Below are 14,738 nucleotides of genomic sequence, written 5' to 3'. Positions count from 1 at the left end.
TTTTTTAATTTCAGTTAAAGTTTTTTTATTTTTAAATTAGCAGCAAATTAAATTCATGAAGATCCCTATTTCAATTGTATGCATTCTCTTTTTCATTATTGGTAAATCTCAAAGTACACCACCCACTGATTCGTTTGTGAAAGATAATTTCATCAAAAAGGAAATGTATATTCCTATGCGGGACGGAACGAAACTTTTCACCGCAGTTTATATTCCTAAAGATATTTCTAATAAGAACAAATATCCATTTTTAATGCAGAGAACCTGCTACAGCATTGCTCCATACGGTGAAAATGAGTATAAAACCAAGATTGGTCCGAATCAATACTTGATGAATGACAAATATATTTTTGTATTTCAGGATGTTCGCGGACGATATATGAGCGAAGGAACTTTTACCAATATGACGCCGCAGGTGGATCATAAAACGAAAAAAGATGTGGATGAAAGTACCGATACGTACGATACCATTGATTGGTTAATAAAAAATATTAAAGACAACAACGGAAAAGTTGGTCAATACGGAACCTCTTATCCCGGATTTTATACTGCTGTAGGAATCTTGGCAGAGCATCCAGCGTTAGTTGCATCTTCTCCGCAAGCTCCGATTTCCGATTTTTGGAATGATGATTTTCTTCACAACGGAAGATTTATGTTAGGTTATTTTAAAACATTCCCTGTATTTGGAGTTCAGAAAACAAAAGCCGAAAATAAAGCTTGGTATTCAGATTCAATGATTAAACCAACCTCTGAAGATGGTTTGAAATTTTATAGGGATATGGGAACGTTGAAAGATGGTTACGAGAAATATTACAAAGACAATTTCTTCATGACCGAAATAATGAATCATCCCAACTATGATGAATTTTGGCAAAAAAGAGGCCTTCTTCCTCATCTTAAAAATGTGAATCATGCCGTAATGACTGTTGGTGGTTGGTTTGATGCTGAAGATCTTTCCGGACCTTTAAATATTTACAAAACCATTGAAAAAACAAGTCCGAAAGCTAAGAATACTATCGTAATGGGACCTTTTTCTCATGGTGGCTGGGGACGCGAAGAAGGAAAACACTTCCACAATCAGATCTATTTTGGAGACAGCATTGCTACCTATTATCAAAAAAATATTGAAACGAAATTTTTCAATCATTATCTAAAAGGAAATACAAAACAGGATGCCGGACTTCCAGAAGCTTTGATGTACGACACCGGAGCAAAACAATGGAGAGAGTTTACAACTTATCCTCCCAAAGAAGGACAAAAAGTTAATTTCTATTTAACAAACGGAACATTGAAAAAATCTGCCGGCCAAGGTTCATCAGAATACTATAGTGATCCCAACAACCCGGTATTAAGTTCAGATAATCTTAAAGATTTTAATGGATTTACACCTAGAAATTACATGTCGGAAGATCAAAGATTTGCAGAAGGAAGACCTGATGTATTGACTTTCACAACCGATGTTTTAACAGATGATATGACTTTCGCAGGAGAAATTATGGCAAAATTAAATATTGCTTCCACTTCTACAGATGCAGATTTCGCCGTGAAATTAATTGATGTTTATCCTGAAGATTTCAAGCCTGTAGAAAAGAAAGACGGTGTGATTTATGGAAACTACCATCAAATGGTAAGAAGTGAAATTATGCCTGCCAAATTTAGAAACTCCAGAGAAAAAGCAGAAGCTTTGGTTCCGAATCAGAAAACCGCTGTGAACTTTAGATTACAAGATGTGGTTCATACTTTCAAAAAAGGACATAAAATCCAGATACAAATAAGTTCAACCTGGTTTCCTCTATTTGCTATTAATGCACAGAAATTTATGGATAATCCGAATTTTGCAACAAAGGAAGATTACACGAAAGCGTTTATCAAGGTTTTTGATGATAGCGCAATTGAAGTGGAAGTGCTGAAATAAGAAATAATAATTTTACAATATTGATGGTGACTTCGAGAATATCGGTCACCATTTTTGGTTTCTATCTCTCGCTGATGACGCAGATTTTTTGAATATAATCATCTACAAAATTTGCGAGAGATGGAAAATATGAAATTTTAAAATTGTCTTTAATATCCTTTCAGAATCGTAAAAGGAATGTTGATTACATTGTGAAGAATTGAAACGGCGACAAAACCCCTAGCCACGATAGGAACGGTTACCCCACAGCAAGCATTGGAAAAGTGGAAGGGTTTAGGAGTTGGAGCGCATTGGCGCAAGGAGTATGAGTGGATAGCGGGAAATAGCTCCCAAAAAAATGAGTAATGAGTAATGAGTAATGGGTAATATGTTGGATAATGGAATTATATTATGAGATTGCTTCGTCGCTTCGCTTCTCGCAATGACGAAAAAAGAGACTGTCAATGATTGACAGTCTCTTTTAAATTTATTTGAAAATATTCCTTAGAATAATTCTTTTCTGATGATGTTTTGGCTTCTTTCAGGTCCTACTGAAACTAAGTAAACATTGATTCCCAAATACTTCTCGATAAACTCGATGTATTTCTGAGCGTTATCAGGAAGTTCGTCGTAGCTTCTTACTTGTGTAAGATCTTCGCCCCAACCTGGTAGATCTTGATAGATCGGCTCGTAGTTGTATAATTTTTCTGTTGAAGAAGTGAAATAATCGATGATTTTTCCGTCTTCAGTTTTGTAATGTGTTACGATTTTAAGGTTTTCAATTCCTGTAAGAACGTCTAGTTTCGTAATTACTAAGTTATTGATACCATTGATCATACAAGCATGCTTTAAAGAAACAAGGTCTAACCAACCTGTTCTTCTTGGTCTACCTGTAGTTGCTCCGAATTCACCACCAATCTGTCTGATGCTTTCTCCTAGCTCATTGTCTAATTCAGAAGGGAAAGGTCCGTTTCCTACTCTTGTACAATATGCTTTTGCAACACCAATTAAGTTTTTAAGTGAAGTTGGCGGCACACCAGCTCCTGTACAAACTCCTCCTGTAGATGGAGAAGATGAAGTTACGTAAGGATATGTTCCGAAGTCGATATCTAGCATCAACGCCTGAGCACCTTCGAATAAAACGTTTTTACCATCTCTGATTGCTTCGTTCAATTCAACCTCTGTATCAACGATTCTGTCTTGAAGTTGTTTACCAATCTCTAAAAATTCGTTGTAAATTTCTTCAACATCCAACGTTGGCTTTCCGTAATATTTTTCGAAAAGTGAGTTTTTAACTTTTAAGTTTTTCTCAATTTTATCTCTTAAGATTTCAGGATTTAAAAGATCTACCATTCTGATACCGATCCTTGAGATCTTATCTTCATAACATGGCCCGATTCCTTTTTTAGTCGTTCCGATCTGAGTTCCTCCGTGCTCTTCTTCACGGTAAGTATCCAAAAGGATGTGGTAAGGCATGATCACATGCGCTCTTCTGCTGATAAAAATGTGGTCTGTTCTAAGGCCTTTGCTTTCGATCTGGCCTACTTCTCTAATGAAAGATTTAGGATTTACCACTACTCCATTGGCAATGATACATTTTCCTTTACACTGCAAAACTCCTGAAGGAAGAAGGTGCAAAACAAATTTCTCTTCACCCACATAAACCGTGTGACCTGCGTTGTCTCCCCCTTGGAAACGAACAACATAATCCGATTTTGCAGATAAAACATCCGTGATTTTTCCTTTACCTTCATCTCCATATTGAAGACCTACAACTACGTAAGTTGACATATTTTACTTTTGTTTTTAGATTCATGCAAAATTACTTTTAAAAAATAGGGTGACCAAATTTGTGGTGGATTTTATTTTAAGTTAGAAAAGTTTAGTCATTAATTTTTAATCTTTTTTCGACGAATAATAATTAAAAGAAATAGTAAAGCGACAAAACAAAAAGCTAAAATCATTTCTTTATTAATTTCTTTCGTCTCAGTTTCCGTTTTAATGATGGTATTATTATTTGCTATAATAATACCGTCATTCGCATTAGAAATACCAACGGTTTGAGCTGCATTATCATAAGCCTTTTGCTCTGGAGTTCTACCTGCTGTCTCAGCAGCTTCTATTAAATCAGATGGAGCTTTTGGAATCGGTGATATAGAATTGGCAGCTCTCTTTAGAGCATTATTTGCAATATTTTGATATTGATTACTTTCCTCTTCTTGTTTTTTAGCTAAATCGTTTATTTCAATTCGTTTTTGTCTACGAGTATTTAAAGCTTGCTTTATTTCCCTTATTTGTTCAGTATCATTTGAAGATTCTGTATAAGGATTATTTTGTTGTTGATATTTTTTTTCGTACTTATCAAAGACTTTATTCAAATTATCCAATCTCTCTTGGCAATAAGCTAAATAAAAGAATAACAGTGTCCCTAGTATTAAAATCTTCTTCATTTTTTATTTGTTTTGAATCAAATATACTTATAAAATTCACAATTATTGAACGGGAATCCGTAAGTTTAGTTTTCAAAAACATTTAAGATAAAATGCAGGAAAACATTAAGGATGAATATCTAAAAATAGCCAGAGAATATCTTTTAAATAAAGTTGGAGATATCGTTGAAATAGACACTATACATGAAACTGATGACACATTTTGTTTCCATTATCAATCTAAAAAGTTTTTTGAAACATTAAGATTTGAAGACCAATTTGTAGGACATGGACCTTTATTCATTTTAAAAAGAAGTAAAAAAATAATTTCCTATGGAAGTGCAACAGGGGAAAAACCTGGTCTTATTCATATAATTAATCAATTGAATAAGGAAAGACTAATAAGAGTCTACTATAAAGATTATGATATTTGGGATGGAAAGTATGATTTAATAATTAATAAAGTTGAAGATGAGATGGGTTTTGAAGAACTAATTATTGAAAGAATAGTAAATGTTCTATTAAAGCATAAAATCTGGAAAACTAATCAATACGATAGTGATAATCCAACTGCTCATTACTATACTGAAGAAGAATTAAAAGAAATTCTAATAAAATCCCCATTAATATTAAAAATAAATTTTTGCAAAAACTTGGAAGATCTTCTTGTGGATATTATTAATAAAGATATTTACCTTGATTGGACATTATCAGAGGTTAAGCAGCCACTATAATCAAACCTAACAGGTTTTAAAAACCTGTTAGGTTTAGAGTTTGCAAAAACATATCTTTAACCCTTCTCCAAAACACCAAAAGACAATCCCCACCATGAAATCACTACAACAATCCGCATACTTAGCAACAACTACAAACGATCAAACCCCACTCTTCTACACTTTATTTTCTCCGCAAACAATTCCTGTAAAAGCGACCTTACAAATCGTTCACGGGATGCAGGAACACAGTGGCAGATATTAAGAAATTGCGGAGTATTTTGCTAATAGAGGATTCGCGGTGTTGACTTATGATCATTTAGGACACGGAAAATCGGTAAAGGATAAAAAAGATATTGGTTTCTTTCAACTTAACCATCCGGATGAAAGATTGATTTCAGATGCAGAAAAAATAAGCAAACATCTTATGGATCAATATCCGGATGTTCCTCATTTTATTCTCGGACATTCAATGGGGTCTTTTATTACGCGTTGTCTGTTACAAAGGGCGAGCGGTAAATTTGCTGGAGCTATCATTACGGGAACGGGCGGACCGTTACCCGGAATAGATTTATTAAGAGGTTATTTATCATTAGCAAATGCCATTGCGCCTCGCCGCCGTACTTTTTTGAATTCTGTTTTTACGAATGTTAATAATAAGCAATTCAAAAAAGATAAAGACTTTAGCGATACCAGCTGGCTTAGCCTAAATCCTGCCAATAGAAATGCTTTTTCTCAGGATGAACTTTGTGGAATTCCTTTCACCTACAATGCATTTTATGCGTTATTTAGTATTTACAAAAAAGCAACGGTTAGAAATTGGGCACAAACCATTCCGAAGTCCTTCCCTTTTCTATTCATTAGCGGACAGAATGATCCCATAGGTGATTTTGGAAAAGGAGTAACAAAAACTGTTGAGAATTTAAAACTTGATGGATTCAAAGATGTAGAAGTGGAAATATATCCTGAAATGCGACATGAAATATTGAATGAGGAAATTAGAGAACATGTATTGAATCAGATAGATCATTGGATTTCAAAGCATTTGTAAAATATTAAGCTATTTGAGCCTCCATGAAAACAACATACATATTTACATTAGCATTTATTTTAATAAGCTCTGCATATTCATCACAAAGAACTAGAATTAAAGGAAACAAATACGAAATAACAGGAAAACTAATTAATAATGTTTCTCTACCTCCTAATTGTGGATATTTTGCTTTTGCAACAGTTATGGAATTTGAAATTATTTCCACAACTATGAAAAACTATCACGATAAGGTAATACCCGTGATTGTGCGTTGTCCTGAATTTTATGGCGAAAACTTTTTTAAGTCAGACAATATTTATAATCTCAAAATTGCAGATAAAAAACAAGCCGATTTCAGCTGGACAGTATCCAATATAAATATTGCAAGAAAATATAATCTTGAGAAAGATCTATGGGTAACAAACGCCGAAAAGCAAAAATAACTTTACTTAATTTTATAAAAAACATTAGATTTATATCATTTCGGAAGAATCTAAACTCTGTTTTTAAATAACATTATAGAGATTCCTCCGGAATGATAAAGAACATGTAAAATATTCTATTAGTTTAAAACAATCTCTTTCTCCACATCAATTTCATTCAAAAAATCTCATCTTGGGAAATCTCTAATAGAATTAAAAAGTCGATTTCCTTCAAAAAATACTAAATATATGTTTTGTAGGAAAAGCATAATTTCTTTCTTAATTAAAGTTAAACTTCAACAACCTAACTTCTATATTATTCAATCCATTACTCATTTTTTCGGGAGCTATTTCCCGCTCTCCGCACTCGCTATTTTCTTTTTGCAAAAGAAAATGAGCTCAAACAAATGCTGCGATCGGGGCTACGGTCTTAGTTTTACATATCAACATTAGAAATAAACATCAAGCTTTTCACGCAATTCTAACAAATTGGATGAAATCACCGACAGAATTGAAATTTAATCTCGTACAACTTATCTACAAATAAAATTCATGTAATAATTTCAGGAAAAACGTTGCGATATCTACAAAAAAAACAGACTCCTTCTTCGCTTAATTCCGCGGAATGACAAAAATCATGCTATTTCGTAAAACATTCATAAACATATCTGTTACCCTAAAAAAGGATAAAGTCTGAATATCACAAAATACGAAAATATTTTAATCAAAAATCCGTAACTTTGCCGACTATTAATTTTTTTTATGGAAAGCATTCAAATTCACGACAAAAGTTTTGTTCCTTATCTAGAGGAAGATGAAATTCAGGAGATCGTAAAAGCAACAGCTTTAAAAATTTATGAAGATTACAAGGATGAAGTTCCTGTTTTCATAGGCGTTTTGAACGGAGTGATCATGTTCTTCTCAGACCTTTTAAAGCATTATCCAGGAAATTGTGAGATTGCTTTCATCCAGATGAGTTCTTATGCAGGAACAGAATCTACCGGAATTGTTTATCAAAAAATGGAATTGACGAAAGACGTAAAAGACCGTCACATCATCCTTGTAGAGGATATTGTAGACACAGGAAATACGGTTGAAAGTCTTTTTAAATATTTTAGCGAAACGCAACGTCCAAAATCTGTAAAAATTGCTTCGTTTCTTTTGAAACCGGACGTTTATAAAAAAGATTTCAAGTTAGATTACATCGGAAAAGAAATTCCGAACAAATTTGTTCTAGGTTATGGGTTAGATTATGATGAGTTAGGAAGAAACCTTCCGAATCTATATCAATTATCTGACGGACAAATTAATCATTAGATTGCCGATAGCTATTAGCTTCTGGCTTTTAGCTTTAAATATTAAATCGAAATAAAAGTAAAATATTAACTAAACAAAGCTGAAAGCATAAAAGCAAACCGCCAAAAGCCAAAAGCTAAAAGCTAAATGCCGATTGCCAAAGCGCTTCAACATTATGATAAACATTGTTCTGTTCGGCCCTCCAGGAAGTGGAAAAGGAACTCAGGCTCAGAATCTGATTGAGAAATTTAACCTAAAGCAAATCTCAACAGGTGATCTTTTCAGATTCAACATGAAAAATGATACTGAACTTGGGAAATTAGCTAAATCTTACATTGATAAAGGAGAATTGGTTCCCGATCAGGTAACCACAGATATGCTGATTGACGAATTGAGAAAACCGACCGACACAAACGGATTTATTTTTGATGGTTATCCAAGAACTGTTGCACAAACAGAAGCATTAGAAAAAATCGTAAAAGAGGAATTGAATGACAATATTGATGTTTGTCTTTCATTGATCGTAGAAGATACTGCTTTGGTTGAAAGATTACTGAAAAGAGGTGAAACAAGTGGAAGAACTGATGATAGCAATGTAGAGATCATCGGAAACAGAATAAAAGAATATTATGCAAAAACAGCTGAAGTAGCTGAATTGTATAAGCAGCAAGGAAAATATGTGGAGGTAAATGGAGTTGGCGAGATCAGCGAGATCTCTGAAAAGCTTTTTGCTGAAGTAGAAAAAATAAAATAGTTAAAAGTTATGGGTGATGGGCTATAAGTTCTCTTAAAAATTCATAACTCATAATTCATAACTCATAACTCATAATTATAAGAAATGTCAAATTTTGTAGATTACGTAAAGATTCATTGTAAAAGCGGTCATGGTGGTGCTGGTTCTACCCATCTTCGCCGTGAAAAATATATTCCTAAAGGAGGACCCGATGGTGGAGACGGAGGACGTGGAGGTCACGTTATTATGAAAGGAAACGCTCATGAATGGACTTTACTACCTCTTCGATACACGCGTCACATTAAAGCGGAGCGTGGTCAGAATGGGGCTAAAAACCAACTTACAGGAGCTTACGGTGATGATATTTACATCGAAGTTCCAATTGGGACTATCGCTAAAAATGAAGAAGGAGAAGTGGTTGGCGAAATCATGGAAGACGGTCAGGAAATTATCTTGATGGAAGGGGGAAAAGGAGGAAAAGGAAATGAACATTTCAAATCTTCTACCAACCAAACGCCTAGATTTGCACAACCGGGAATGGACGGTCAGGAAGGTTATATTGTTTTTGAGCTTAAAATCTTAGCAGATGTTGGATTGGTAGGTTTCCCTAATGCAGGAAAATCAACTCTTTTATCGTCTGTTTCTGCTGCTAAACCGAAAATTGCTAATTATGCATTTACGACATTAACTCCCAACTTAGGAATTGTAGATTACAGAAATTACAAATCTTTTGTAATGGCTGATATTCCGGGAATTATAGAAGGTGCTGCAGAAGGAAAAGGTCTTGGTCACCGTTTCTTAAGACATATTGAAAGAAACTCCATCTTATTATTCCTTATTCCGGCTGATTCTGAAAGTCATTTTCAAGAGTTTAAAATTTTAGAAAACGAACTCAAAGAATACAACCCTGAATTGCTAGATAAAGATTTCATTGTTTCTATTTCAAAATCTGACCTTTTAGATGATGAACTGAGAAAAGAAATCTCTAAAGAATTCCCCGAAAATAAAAAACCTTTATTTTTCTCAGGAGTTACAGGAGAAGGTCTTATGGAACTGAAAGATGCTATCTGGAAGCAATTGCATGGATAGGAAAATATCTTAGATAAAATTAAAAAAGGATAAACATTAGTGTTTATCCTTTTTTGTTTGAATTATTTTATTGTTTCACTATTTTTTTAGAATAATGTTTTTTACCATCAAATAAAATATCTAAAATATAATTGCCAGCTACAAGTTTAGAAAGATTAATTGAAATAATATTATTTTTATTATTGTTTAGATTCTGTTGTACTAATCTACCATTACCATCATATATTTTAATTTCTGCTGTATTAAAGTCAATATTAGATTTTATAAAAATATTTTCTTTAGCAGGAATAGGATATATACTTATGTCATTATTTTGTAAATCACTGTAAGTTTCCTGTTTAAAGTCTGCTTTCTTATTTGTGATTATATTACTAGGATTGAAAGTAGGTTTAAAATTGTAACAGGTATTCTCATTAGAAATATATAAATAATCACTTTTGTCTGGTCCAGGTTTTAATAAAACATTTCCTTCTAACAAAATATAGTTTTTAGCTCTGAATACAATATCAGCATTATCAGTAAATGATTGATTTCTTAATATAATCTTCTCTGGAGAATTTAGTAACTCAAAATGCCATTTATCAAAACTTCTATCTTCTATTATTACTTCACCTCCATTGGACGGATTCATTTGCCAAGCCATTTTCGTAGCCTTTCCTGCATCAATTCTTCCCGCTCCTAATTTTCCTATGTAAGGTTGGTTTTCTGGAATATTATCTAATCTTGCAGATGTAAGCTTTAAAATGGATTCAATCTCATCAGTATTCAAACAATTATTTACTGCAAATAATAAGGCTACAATACCAGATGCTTGAGGTGCCCCTAAAGATGTTCCCCAAGCTCCACCATAAGAACTATCGCTCTCTGCTGTTGCTCCTAAAACATTAAACGCTCCTACTCTTAAATCTACCATATCATTGTTTTGATGAGTTGAATTTGGATCACCAATTACTTGTTCTACACGATCTTTCCATCCTACAGATAAATTATTATATACATATCCTACATCTTCATGCCCAACAGTAGAAATACTAACTACATGATTATAACTTGCTGGATAAACATAATTATTAGGTCCTCCACAAGTTTTCCCATTACCAGCAGCAGCAACAATTACAGTTCCATTGTTGTGAATCTCGTCCATAACCGTTTGTTCTATAGAACTGTACGGACAGTAGTCACCAATACCAGTATGCCAACTTGCATTAACCACTCTTGCTCCATTTTGTGATAGAACTAATAAAGTATTTATCAGACCTCCATCATTCATAGATTTAAATAAAACACTAGAATTAAAACCTGTACCAGGAATTCCTTTATTATTATCTGTATTTGCAGCAGCATGGCTAGCAACAGCCGTTCCATGAGAGTCTGGTGTTATATAATTCGTAAGGCTTGTTATTTTACCTACCAAATCTTCATGCGTAGCTCTAATTGGTGTATCACTTATCCCTATTTTAAATTTTGGATCTCCATGAGTATAGTCCCATGCTTCTTTTATATTTATTAAATCTAAGTTTTTGTGAGGGTTGGAGCTTCCAGAAGGATAATTATAATCATTTGGAGTATATAATAATTCTGGTTTATAAGTTTCTTCAGAATAAGGGAAATATTGTTTATAGTTTTTTAATTCATTAATAAGATTGGAGCTGTTAGTTTCCAATAAATAAATTGTTTTTAGGTAAGGATTTTTTGCAGTCGGAAATGCCTGTTCTAATTTCACAATTTCATATTTAGAAAATAAATCTGAAACTTTTTGATCATTATGAGTAGCAATAACTTTACCATCTGTGGTAGAAATTACTTTGGGTACATTATCTTTATTCGGAATTTCAAGATAGTAAAGTTTATTTTGGCCGAATCCAAAAAAGCCAACGAATAAAAACAAGGGTAATATTTTATTTTTCATAAATTTAATTTTACTTGAACTTACTTTCTAAGACTTCAATACGCTTTTGTTGCTCAATAGCATGAAGAGTAAGTTCTTCAACTTTCTTCAAAAGAAGGATATTCATAGCTTTTAATTCTATCCCATTTTCAATAGCTTCTTTAGTTGTAGGAACTTCTGGTAAGTGACCATTTTTGCTAATAAATTGATCAAGCTCATTCAATGACATCAGTTTATAATCCTTTTCAAAAACATAATCTGCCCAACCATTGCTGGATGCAATATCTACTTTTACTTTTTCAGTTCTTATACCGTCTTTTACGAATAATTTATACTTTTGTCCATCTGCCGCAATTCCATCCCCTGGTAATTGGTTCGTAAACTGTCCAATACCTATTGTACCATTATTTCCTACAATCCAGTTTCCTATATTCAATTCATTATCTGGAGTTGAAGAATAGGGTACAATATTACTTCCTATAAAAATATTATTATTTCCTGAAAGGATAAGATTAGCATTGCTTGCTCCAAGGTTAATATTATTAGACCCCGTTCTTAAAGCTCTAAAAGCATTCCCTCCTACTATTACATTTTCATTACCATTTTTAAGATATCTTGCAGCGCTATTTCCTACACTCACATTATTATTTCCAATAAGCGTTTCAGAACCCATTGCAGCTACCCCTACTCCAACATTTCCTTCACCAGATATAAGATTTTCTAAAGCATTCGATCCTACTGCTACGCTCAATTTAGCAGTCTGTGTATTTCTCATTGCACCAGAACCTATAGCAGTATTAGCATCACCACTTGTAGCTAAAGACATGACATTCGCTCCTATAGATGTATTTCCTGCTCCAATTGTATTTTGGGTAAAAGCTCCCATTCCAAAAACTGTATTAAGTATCGCTGAAGAACTCTCTACTCCTCCTCCAAAAAATAAATTTTTATCAAAAAGCTGGCCAGCTCCTGTTACATTAAAAAATACAAACCTTCCATTTGGAGTAATTTTTAATTTTTCAACATTATTTGTTTTAAATACTATCGACTGATTATCAGAAGTTCCCAAAAAGTTAGTACCCGGATTTGTTCCCGCATTTCCTGTAAGATTCCATGATTGTGCATTTGCTGTAAAGCCAACAATTACAGTTAGTAAAATGATCGTTTTTTTCATGATTATAAATTAATTTTTTAATTCACTCAAAAATATATCATCTATGTTAGAATAATTTATGTAATTCATGTAAATCATTACATTATAACAATAAAAAAGTCTTTATTCGAGTAGCTTTGTGAAATTTATTTTAATTTTTAGTTATTAATGATTTCTGGAACAATTATTGAGAGACTCCCATCAAATTTAAACTATGAAATATCTACTAGGGCTGTGTGCATTTATATTATTATTTTCATGCAATTCACAGAAAGTACAATCACAATATTCTAAAATTGAATATAAAACCACTCCTTGCTTTGGATTCTGTCCGGTTGCTACAATGATTATAAATTCAGACAGAACAGCAGTTTTAGAGGCGGAGCATTTTAATTTCACCAAGACCCTTTCAAAAGACGAGTTCTCACAACCTCGTGAAGGAACTTTCACAACAACAATTAAAGAAGCTGATTACAATAAGCTTGTCTCTTTATTAAATGGTTTAGATGTTAAAAATTTAAATGAAAAATATGGTCAGAAAGTATCTGACCTCTCCACTTCATATTTAACAGTAAATCTTACTGACGACACCTCAAAAAAAGTGGAAGATTATGGAAAGAGAGGAAGCGAAAAATTGGTTGAAGTGTACAAATTCTTTGAAGATTTGAAACATAATCAACAATGGACCAAGGTGAAGTAATATACTTAAAAATATTTAAACTACCTTTGTAAAATATAATTCCTTCACATTGAGGGAATTTTTACTTTAAATTAAAAAATAATTCATTTGAATTTTACAGACCTAAACCTAATAGAACCCATTGCAAAGGCAATTCAGGAGCAAGGATACACTACCCCTACTCCTATTCAGGAAAGATCAATTCCTGAAATCTTAAATGGTAGAGACTTTCTAGGATGTGCACAAACTGGTACCGGAAAAACGGCAGCTTTCGCCATTCCTATTTTACAAAATTTATCTAAAAATAAAACACCAAACAAAAACATAAAAGCCCTTATTCTGACTCCAACTAGAGAATTGGCGATACAGATTGAAGAGAATATTAAAGCTTACGGAAAATACCTTCCATTAAAGGAATTGGTAATTTTCGGAGGGGTAAAACAAAGTGGCCAAGAAGCTGCTTTGAAAAGAGGAGTTGATATTTTAGTTGCGACACCGGGAAGATTGCTTGACTTTATTGCTCAGGGAATTGTAAGCTTAAGAAATCTTGAGATCTTTGTACTTGACGAAGCCGACAGAATGTTGGATATGGGTTTTGTACATGATGTAAAAAGAATCATTAAACTTTTACCTCAAAGAAGACAGACTTTATTTTTCTCTGCAACAATGCCTTCTGAGATTCAGAAATTAGCAGATTCTATATTAAATAATCCTATAAAGGTTGAAGTTACCCCTGTTTCATCAACGGCTGAAACAATCAATCAAACGGTTTATTTTGTTGAAAGAGATGATAAATTAGATCTTCTTACTCATATTCTGCAAAATAATATTTCTGATTCTGTTCTCGTATTTTCTAGAACGAAGCATGGGGCTGATAAAATTGCAAGAAAACTTCAGGCCAGCAAAATATCTACGGAAGCCATTCACGGAAATAAATCTCAAAATGCACGTCAGAATGCTTTAAATAACTTTAAGTCAGGAAAGACAAGAGTGTTAGTAGCTACCGACATTGCAGCAAGAGGAATTGATATCGACGAACTTAAATACGTTGTTAATTTTGAACTTTCTGATGTTTCTGAAACTTATGTTCACAGAATTGGAAGAACGGGTAGAGCCGGTGCAGAAGGAAATTCAATTTCATTCGTAGACGGATTAGATCTTGCCAATCTAAAAAACACTGAGAAATTGATTGGAATGAAAATTCCTATCATAAAAGATCATCCTTTCCATACAGATAATCTGGTTGCACAGAAAAGAGATTCTAATAATAAACCTTCTGGTCCTAGACCTGAAAGACCGAAACAACAAACTGCAAATACTAAAAAGAAACCTGCAGTTGATGCCGGAAAGAAGCCTAAAAACAAGAGCTTCTTTAGAAAAAAATAATAGGAAAGCCTTCTCAATTGAGA

The 14,738-nt window shown here is 33.2% G+C and carries 13 protein-coding genes; 9 read left to right on the top strand and 4 right to left on the bottom strand.

Annotation, left to right across the window (positions count from 1 at the left end):
* Positions 1-55 precede the first annotated feature (55 nt).
* Positions 56-1,915, top strand: a complete 1,860-nt coding sequence (locus AMQ68_RS14615; RefSeq protein ID WP_054511363.1) for a CocE/NonD family hydrolase — start codon at positions 56-58, stop codon at positions 1,913-1,915.
* Between the two features lie 483 nt (positions 1,916-2,398).
* On the opposite strand, the gene AMQ68_RS14610 is transcribed toward AMQ68_RS14615, so the two are convergent.
* On the bottom strand, positions 2,399-3,685 hold the full coding sequence (locus AMQ68_RS14610) for an adenylosuccinate synthase (RefSeq protein WP_054511362.1): 1,287 nt from the start codon (positions 3,683-3,685) through the stop codon (positions 2,399-2,401).
* Between the two features lie 98 nt (positions 3,686-3,783).
* Positions 3,784-4,344 (bottom strand): hypothetical protein, encoded by a 561-nt coding sequence (locus tag AMQ68_RS14605; protein ID WP_054511361.1) that lies wholly within the window; start codon positions 4,342-4,344, stop codon positions 3,784-3,786.
* 92 nt (positions 4,345-4,436) lie between these two features.
* On the opposite strand from AMQ68_RS14605, the gene AMQ68_RS14600 reads away from it, so the two are divergent.
* From AMQ68_RS14600 to obgE, 6 genes are all read left to right on the top strand, one after another.
* Complete coding sequence (locus AMQ68_RS14600) at positions 4,437-5,057, top strand: hypothetical protein (protein WP_054511360.1); 621 nt, start codon at positions 4,437-4,439, stop codon at positions 5,055-5,057.
* Between the two features lie 247 nt (positions 5,058-5,304).
* Positions 5,305-6,087, top strand: coding sequence for an alpha/beta fold hydrolase (locus AMQ68_RS14595; RefSeq protein WP_262483907.1), 783 nt, complete (start codon positions 5,305-5,307; stop codon positions 6,085-6,087).
* Between the two features lie 23 nt (positions 6,088-6,110).
* Positions 6,111-6,512 carry a hypothetical protein gene (locus AMQ68_RS14590; protein WP_054511359.1) on the top strand — a complete coding sequence of 134 codons (402 nt, stop codon included), beginning with the start codon at positions 6,111-6,113 and terminating at the stop codon, positions 6,510-6,512.
* Between the two features lie 741 nt (positions 6,513-7,253).
* Positions 7,254-7,808, top strand: coding sequence for a hypoxanthine phosphoribosyltransferase (gene hpt / locus AMQ68_RS14585; RefSeq protein ID WP_054511358.1), 555 nt, complete (start codon positions 7,254-7,256; stop codon positions 7,806-7,808).
* A 154-nt stretch (positions 7,809-7,962) separates the two neighbouring features.
* Positions 7,963-8,541 (top strand): adenylate kinase, encoded by a 579-nt coding sequence (locus AMQ68_RS14580; RefSeq protein ID WP_054511357.1) that lies wholly within the window; start codon positions 7,963-7,965, stop codon positions 8,539-8,541.
* An 84-nt stretch (positions 8,542-8,625) separates the two neighbouring features.
* Complete coding sequence (gene obgE / locus AMQ68_RS14575; RefSeq protein ID WP_054511356.1) at positions 8,626-9,609, top strand: GTPase ObgE; 984 nt, start codon at positions 8,626-8,628, stop codon at positions 9,607-9,609.
* A 67-nt stretch (positions 9,610-9,676) separates the two neighbouring features.
* Here obgE and AMQ68_RS14570 read toward each other — a convergent pair whose 3' ends face one another.
* Complete coding sequence (locus AMQ68_RS14570) at positions 9,677-11,518, bottom strand: S8 family serine peptidase (protein WP_054511355.1); 1,842 nt, start codon at positions 11,516-11,518, stop codon at positions 9,677-9,679.
* A gap of 10 nt (positions 11,519-11,528) precedes the next feature.
* Positions 11,529-12,671: a hypothetical protein gene (locus AMQ68_RS14565; RefSeq protein WP_054511354.1), complete on the bottom strand. Its 1,143-nt coding sequence runs from the start codon at positions 12,669-12,671 to the stop codon at positions 11,529-11,531.
* A gap of 193 nt (positions 12,672-12,864) precedes the next feature.
* On the opposite strand from AMQ68_RS14565, the gene AMQ68_RS14560 reads away from it, so the two are divergent.
* Positions 12,865-13,350 (top strand): DUF6438 domain-containing protein, encoded by a 486-nt coding sequence (locus AMQ68_RS14560; protein WP_054511353.1) that lies wholly within the window; start codon positions 12,865-12,867, stop codon positions 13,348-13,350.
* A gap of 87 nt (positions 13,351-13,437) precedes the next feature.
* On the top strand, positions 13,438-14,715 hold the full coding sequence (locus tag AMQ68_RS14555; RefSeq protein ID WP_054511352.1) for a DEAD/DEAH box helicase: 1,278 nt from the start codon (positions 13,438-13,440) through the stop codon (positions 14,713-14,715).
* Positions 14,716-14,738: the final 23 nt, after the last annotated feature.

It is taken from the genome of Chryseobacterium sp. ERMR1:04 (assembly GCF_001297705.1).
In the GTDB taxonomy this organism is placed as follows: domain Bacteria; phylum Bacteroidota; class Bacteroidia; order Flavobacteriales; family Weeksellaceae; genus Chryseobacterium.
Note: the sequence above shows the minus strand (reverse complement) of the source record. Positions and strands in the feature narration are given on the sequence as shown.

What these genes read in the sequence shown, in the direction of transcription:
- AMQ68_RS14580 (WP_054511357.1), top strand. Translation starts at nt 7,963, where the DNA reads ATGATAAACATTGTTCTGTTCGGCCCTCCAGGAAGTGGAAAAGGAACT.
- AMQ68_RS14605 (WP_054511361.1), bottom strand. Translation starts at nt 4,344, where the DNA reads ATGAAGAAGATTTTAATACTAGGGACACTGTTATTCTTTTATTTAGCT.
- AMQ68_RS14600 (WP_054511360.1), top strand. Translation starts at nt 4,437, where the DNA reads ATGCAGGAAAACATTAAGGATGAATATCTAAAAATAGCCAGAGAATAT.
- obgE (WP_054511356.1), top strand. Translation starts at nt 8,626, where the DNA reads ATGTCAAATTTTGTAGATTACGTAAAGATTCATTGTAAAAGCGGTCAT.
- hpt (WP_054511358.1), top strand. Translation starts at nt 7,254, where the DNA reads ATGGAAAGCATTCAAATTCACGACAAAAGTTTTGTTCCTTATCTAGAG.
- AMQ68_RS14590 (WP_054511359.1), top strand. Translation starts at nt 6,111, where the DNA reads ATGAAAACAACATACATATTTACATTAGCATTTATTTTAATAAGCTCT.
- AMQ68_RS14565 (WP_054511354.1), bottom strand. Translation starts at nt 12,671, where the DNA reads ATGAAAAAAACGATCATTTTACTAACTGTAATTGTTGGCTTTACAGCA.
- AMQ68_RS14560 (WP_054511353.1), top strand. Translation starts at nt 12,865, where the DNA reads ATGAAATATCTACTAGGGCTGTGTGCATTTATATTATTATTTTCATGC.
- AMQ68_RS14610 (WP_054511362.1), bottom strand. Translation starts at nt 3,685, where the DNA reads ATGTCAACTTACGTAGTTGTAGGTCTTCAATATGGAGATGAAGGTAAA.
- AMQ68_RS14615 (WP_054511363.1), top strand. Translation starts at nt 56, where the DNA reads ATGAAGATCCCTATTTCAATTGTATGCATTCTCTTTTTCATTATTGGT.
- AMQ68_RS14570 (WP_054511355.1), bottom strand. Translation starts at nt 11,518, where the DNA reads ATGAAAAATAAAATATTACCCTTGTTTTTATTCGTTGGCTTTTTTGGA.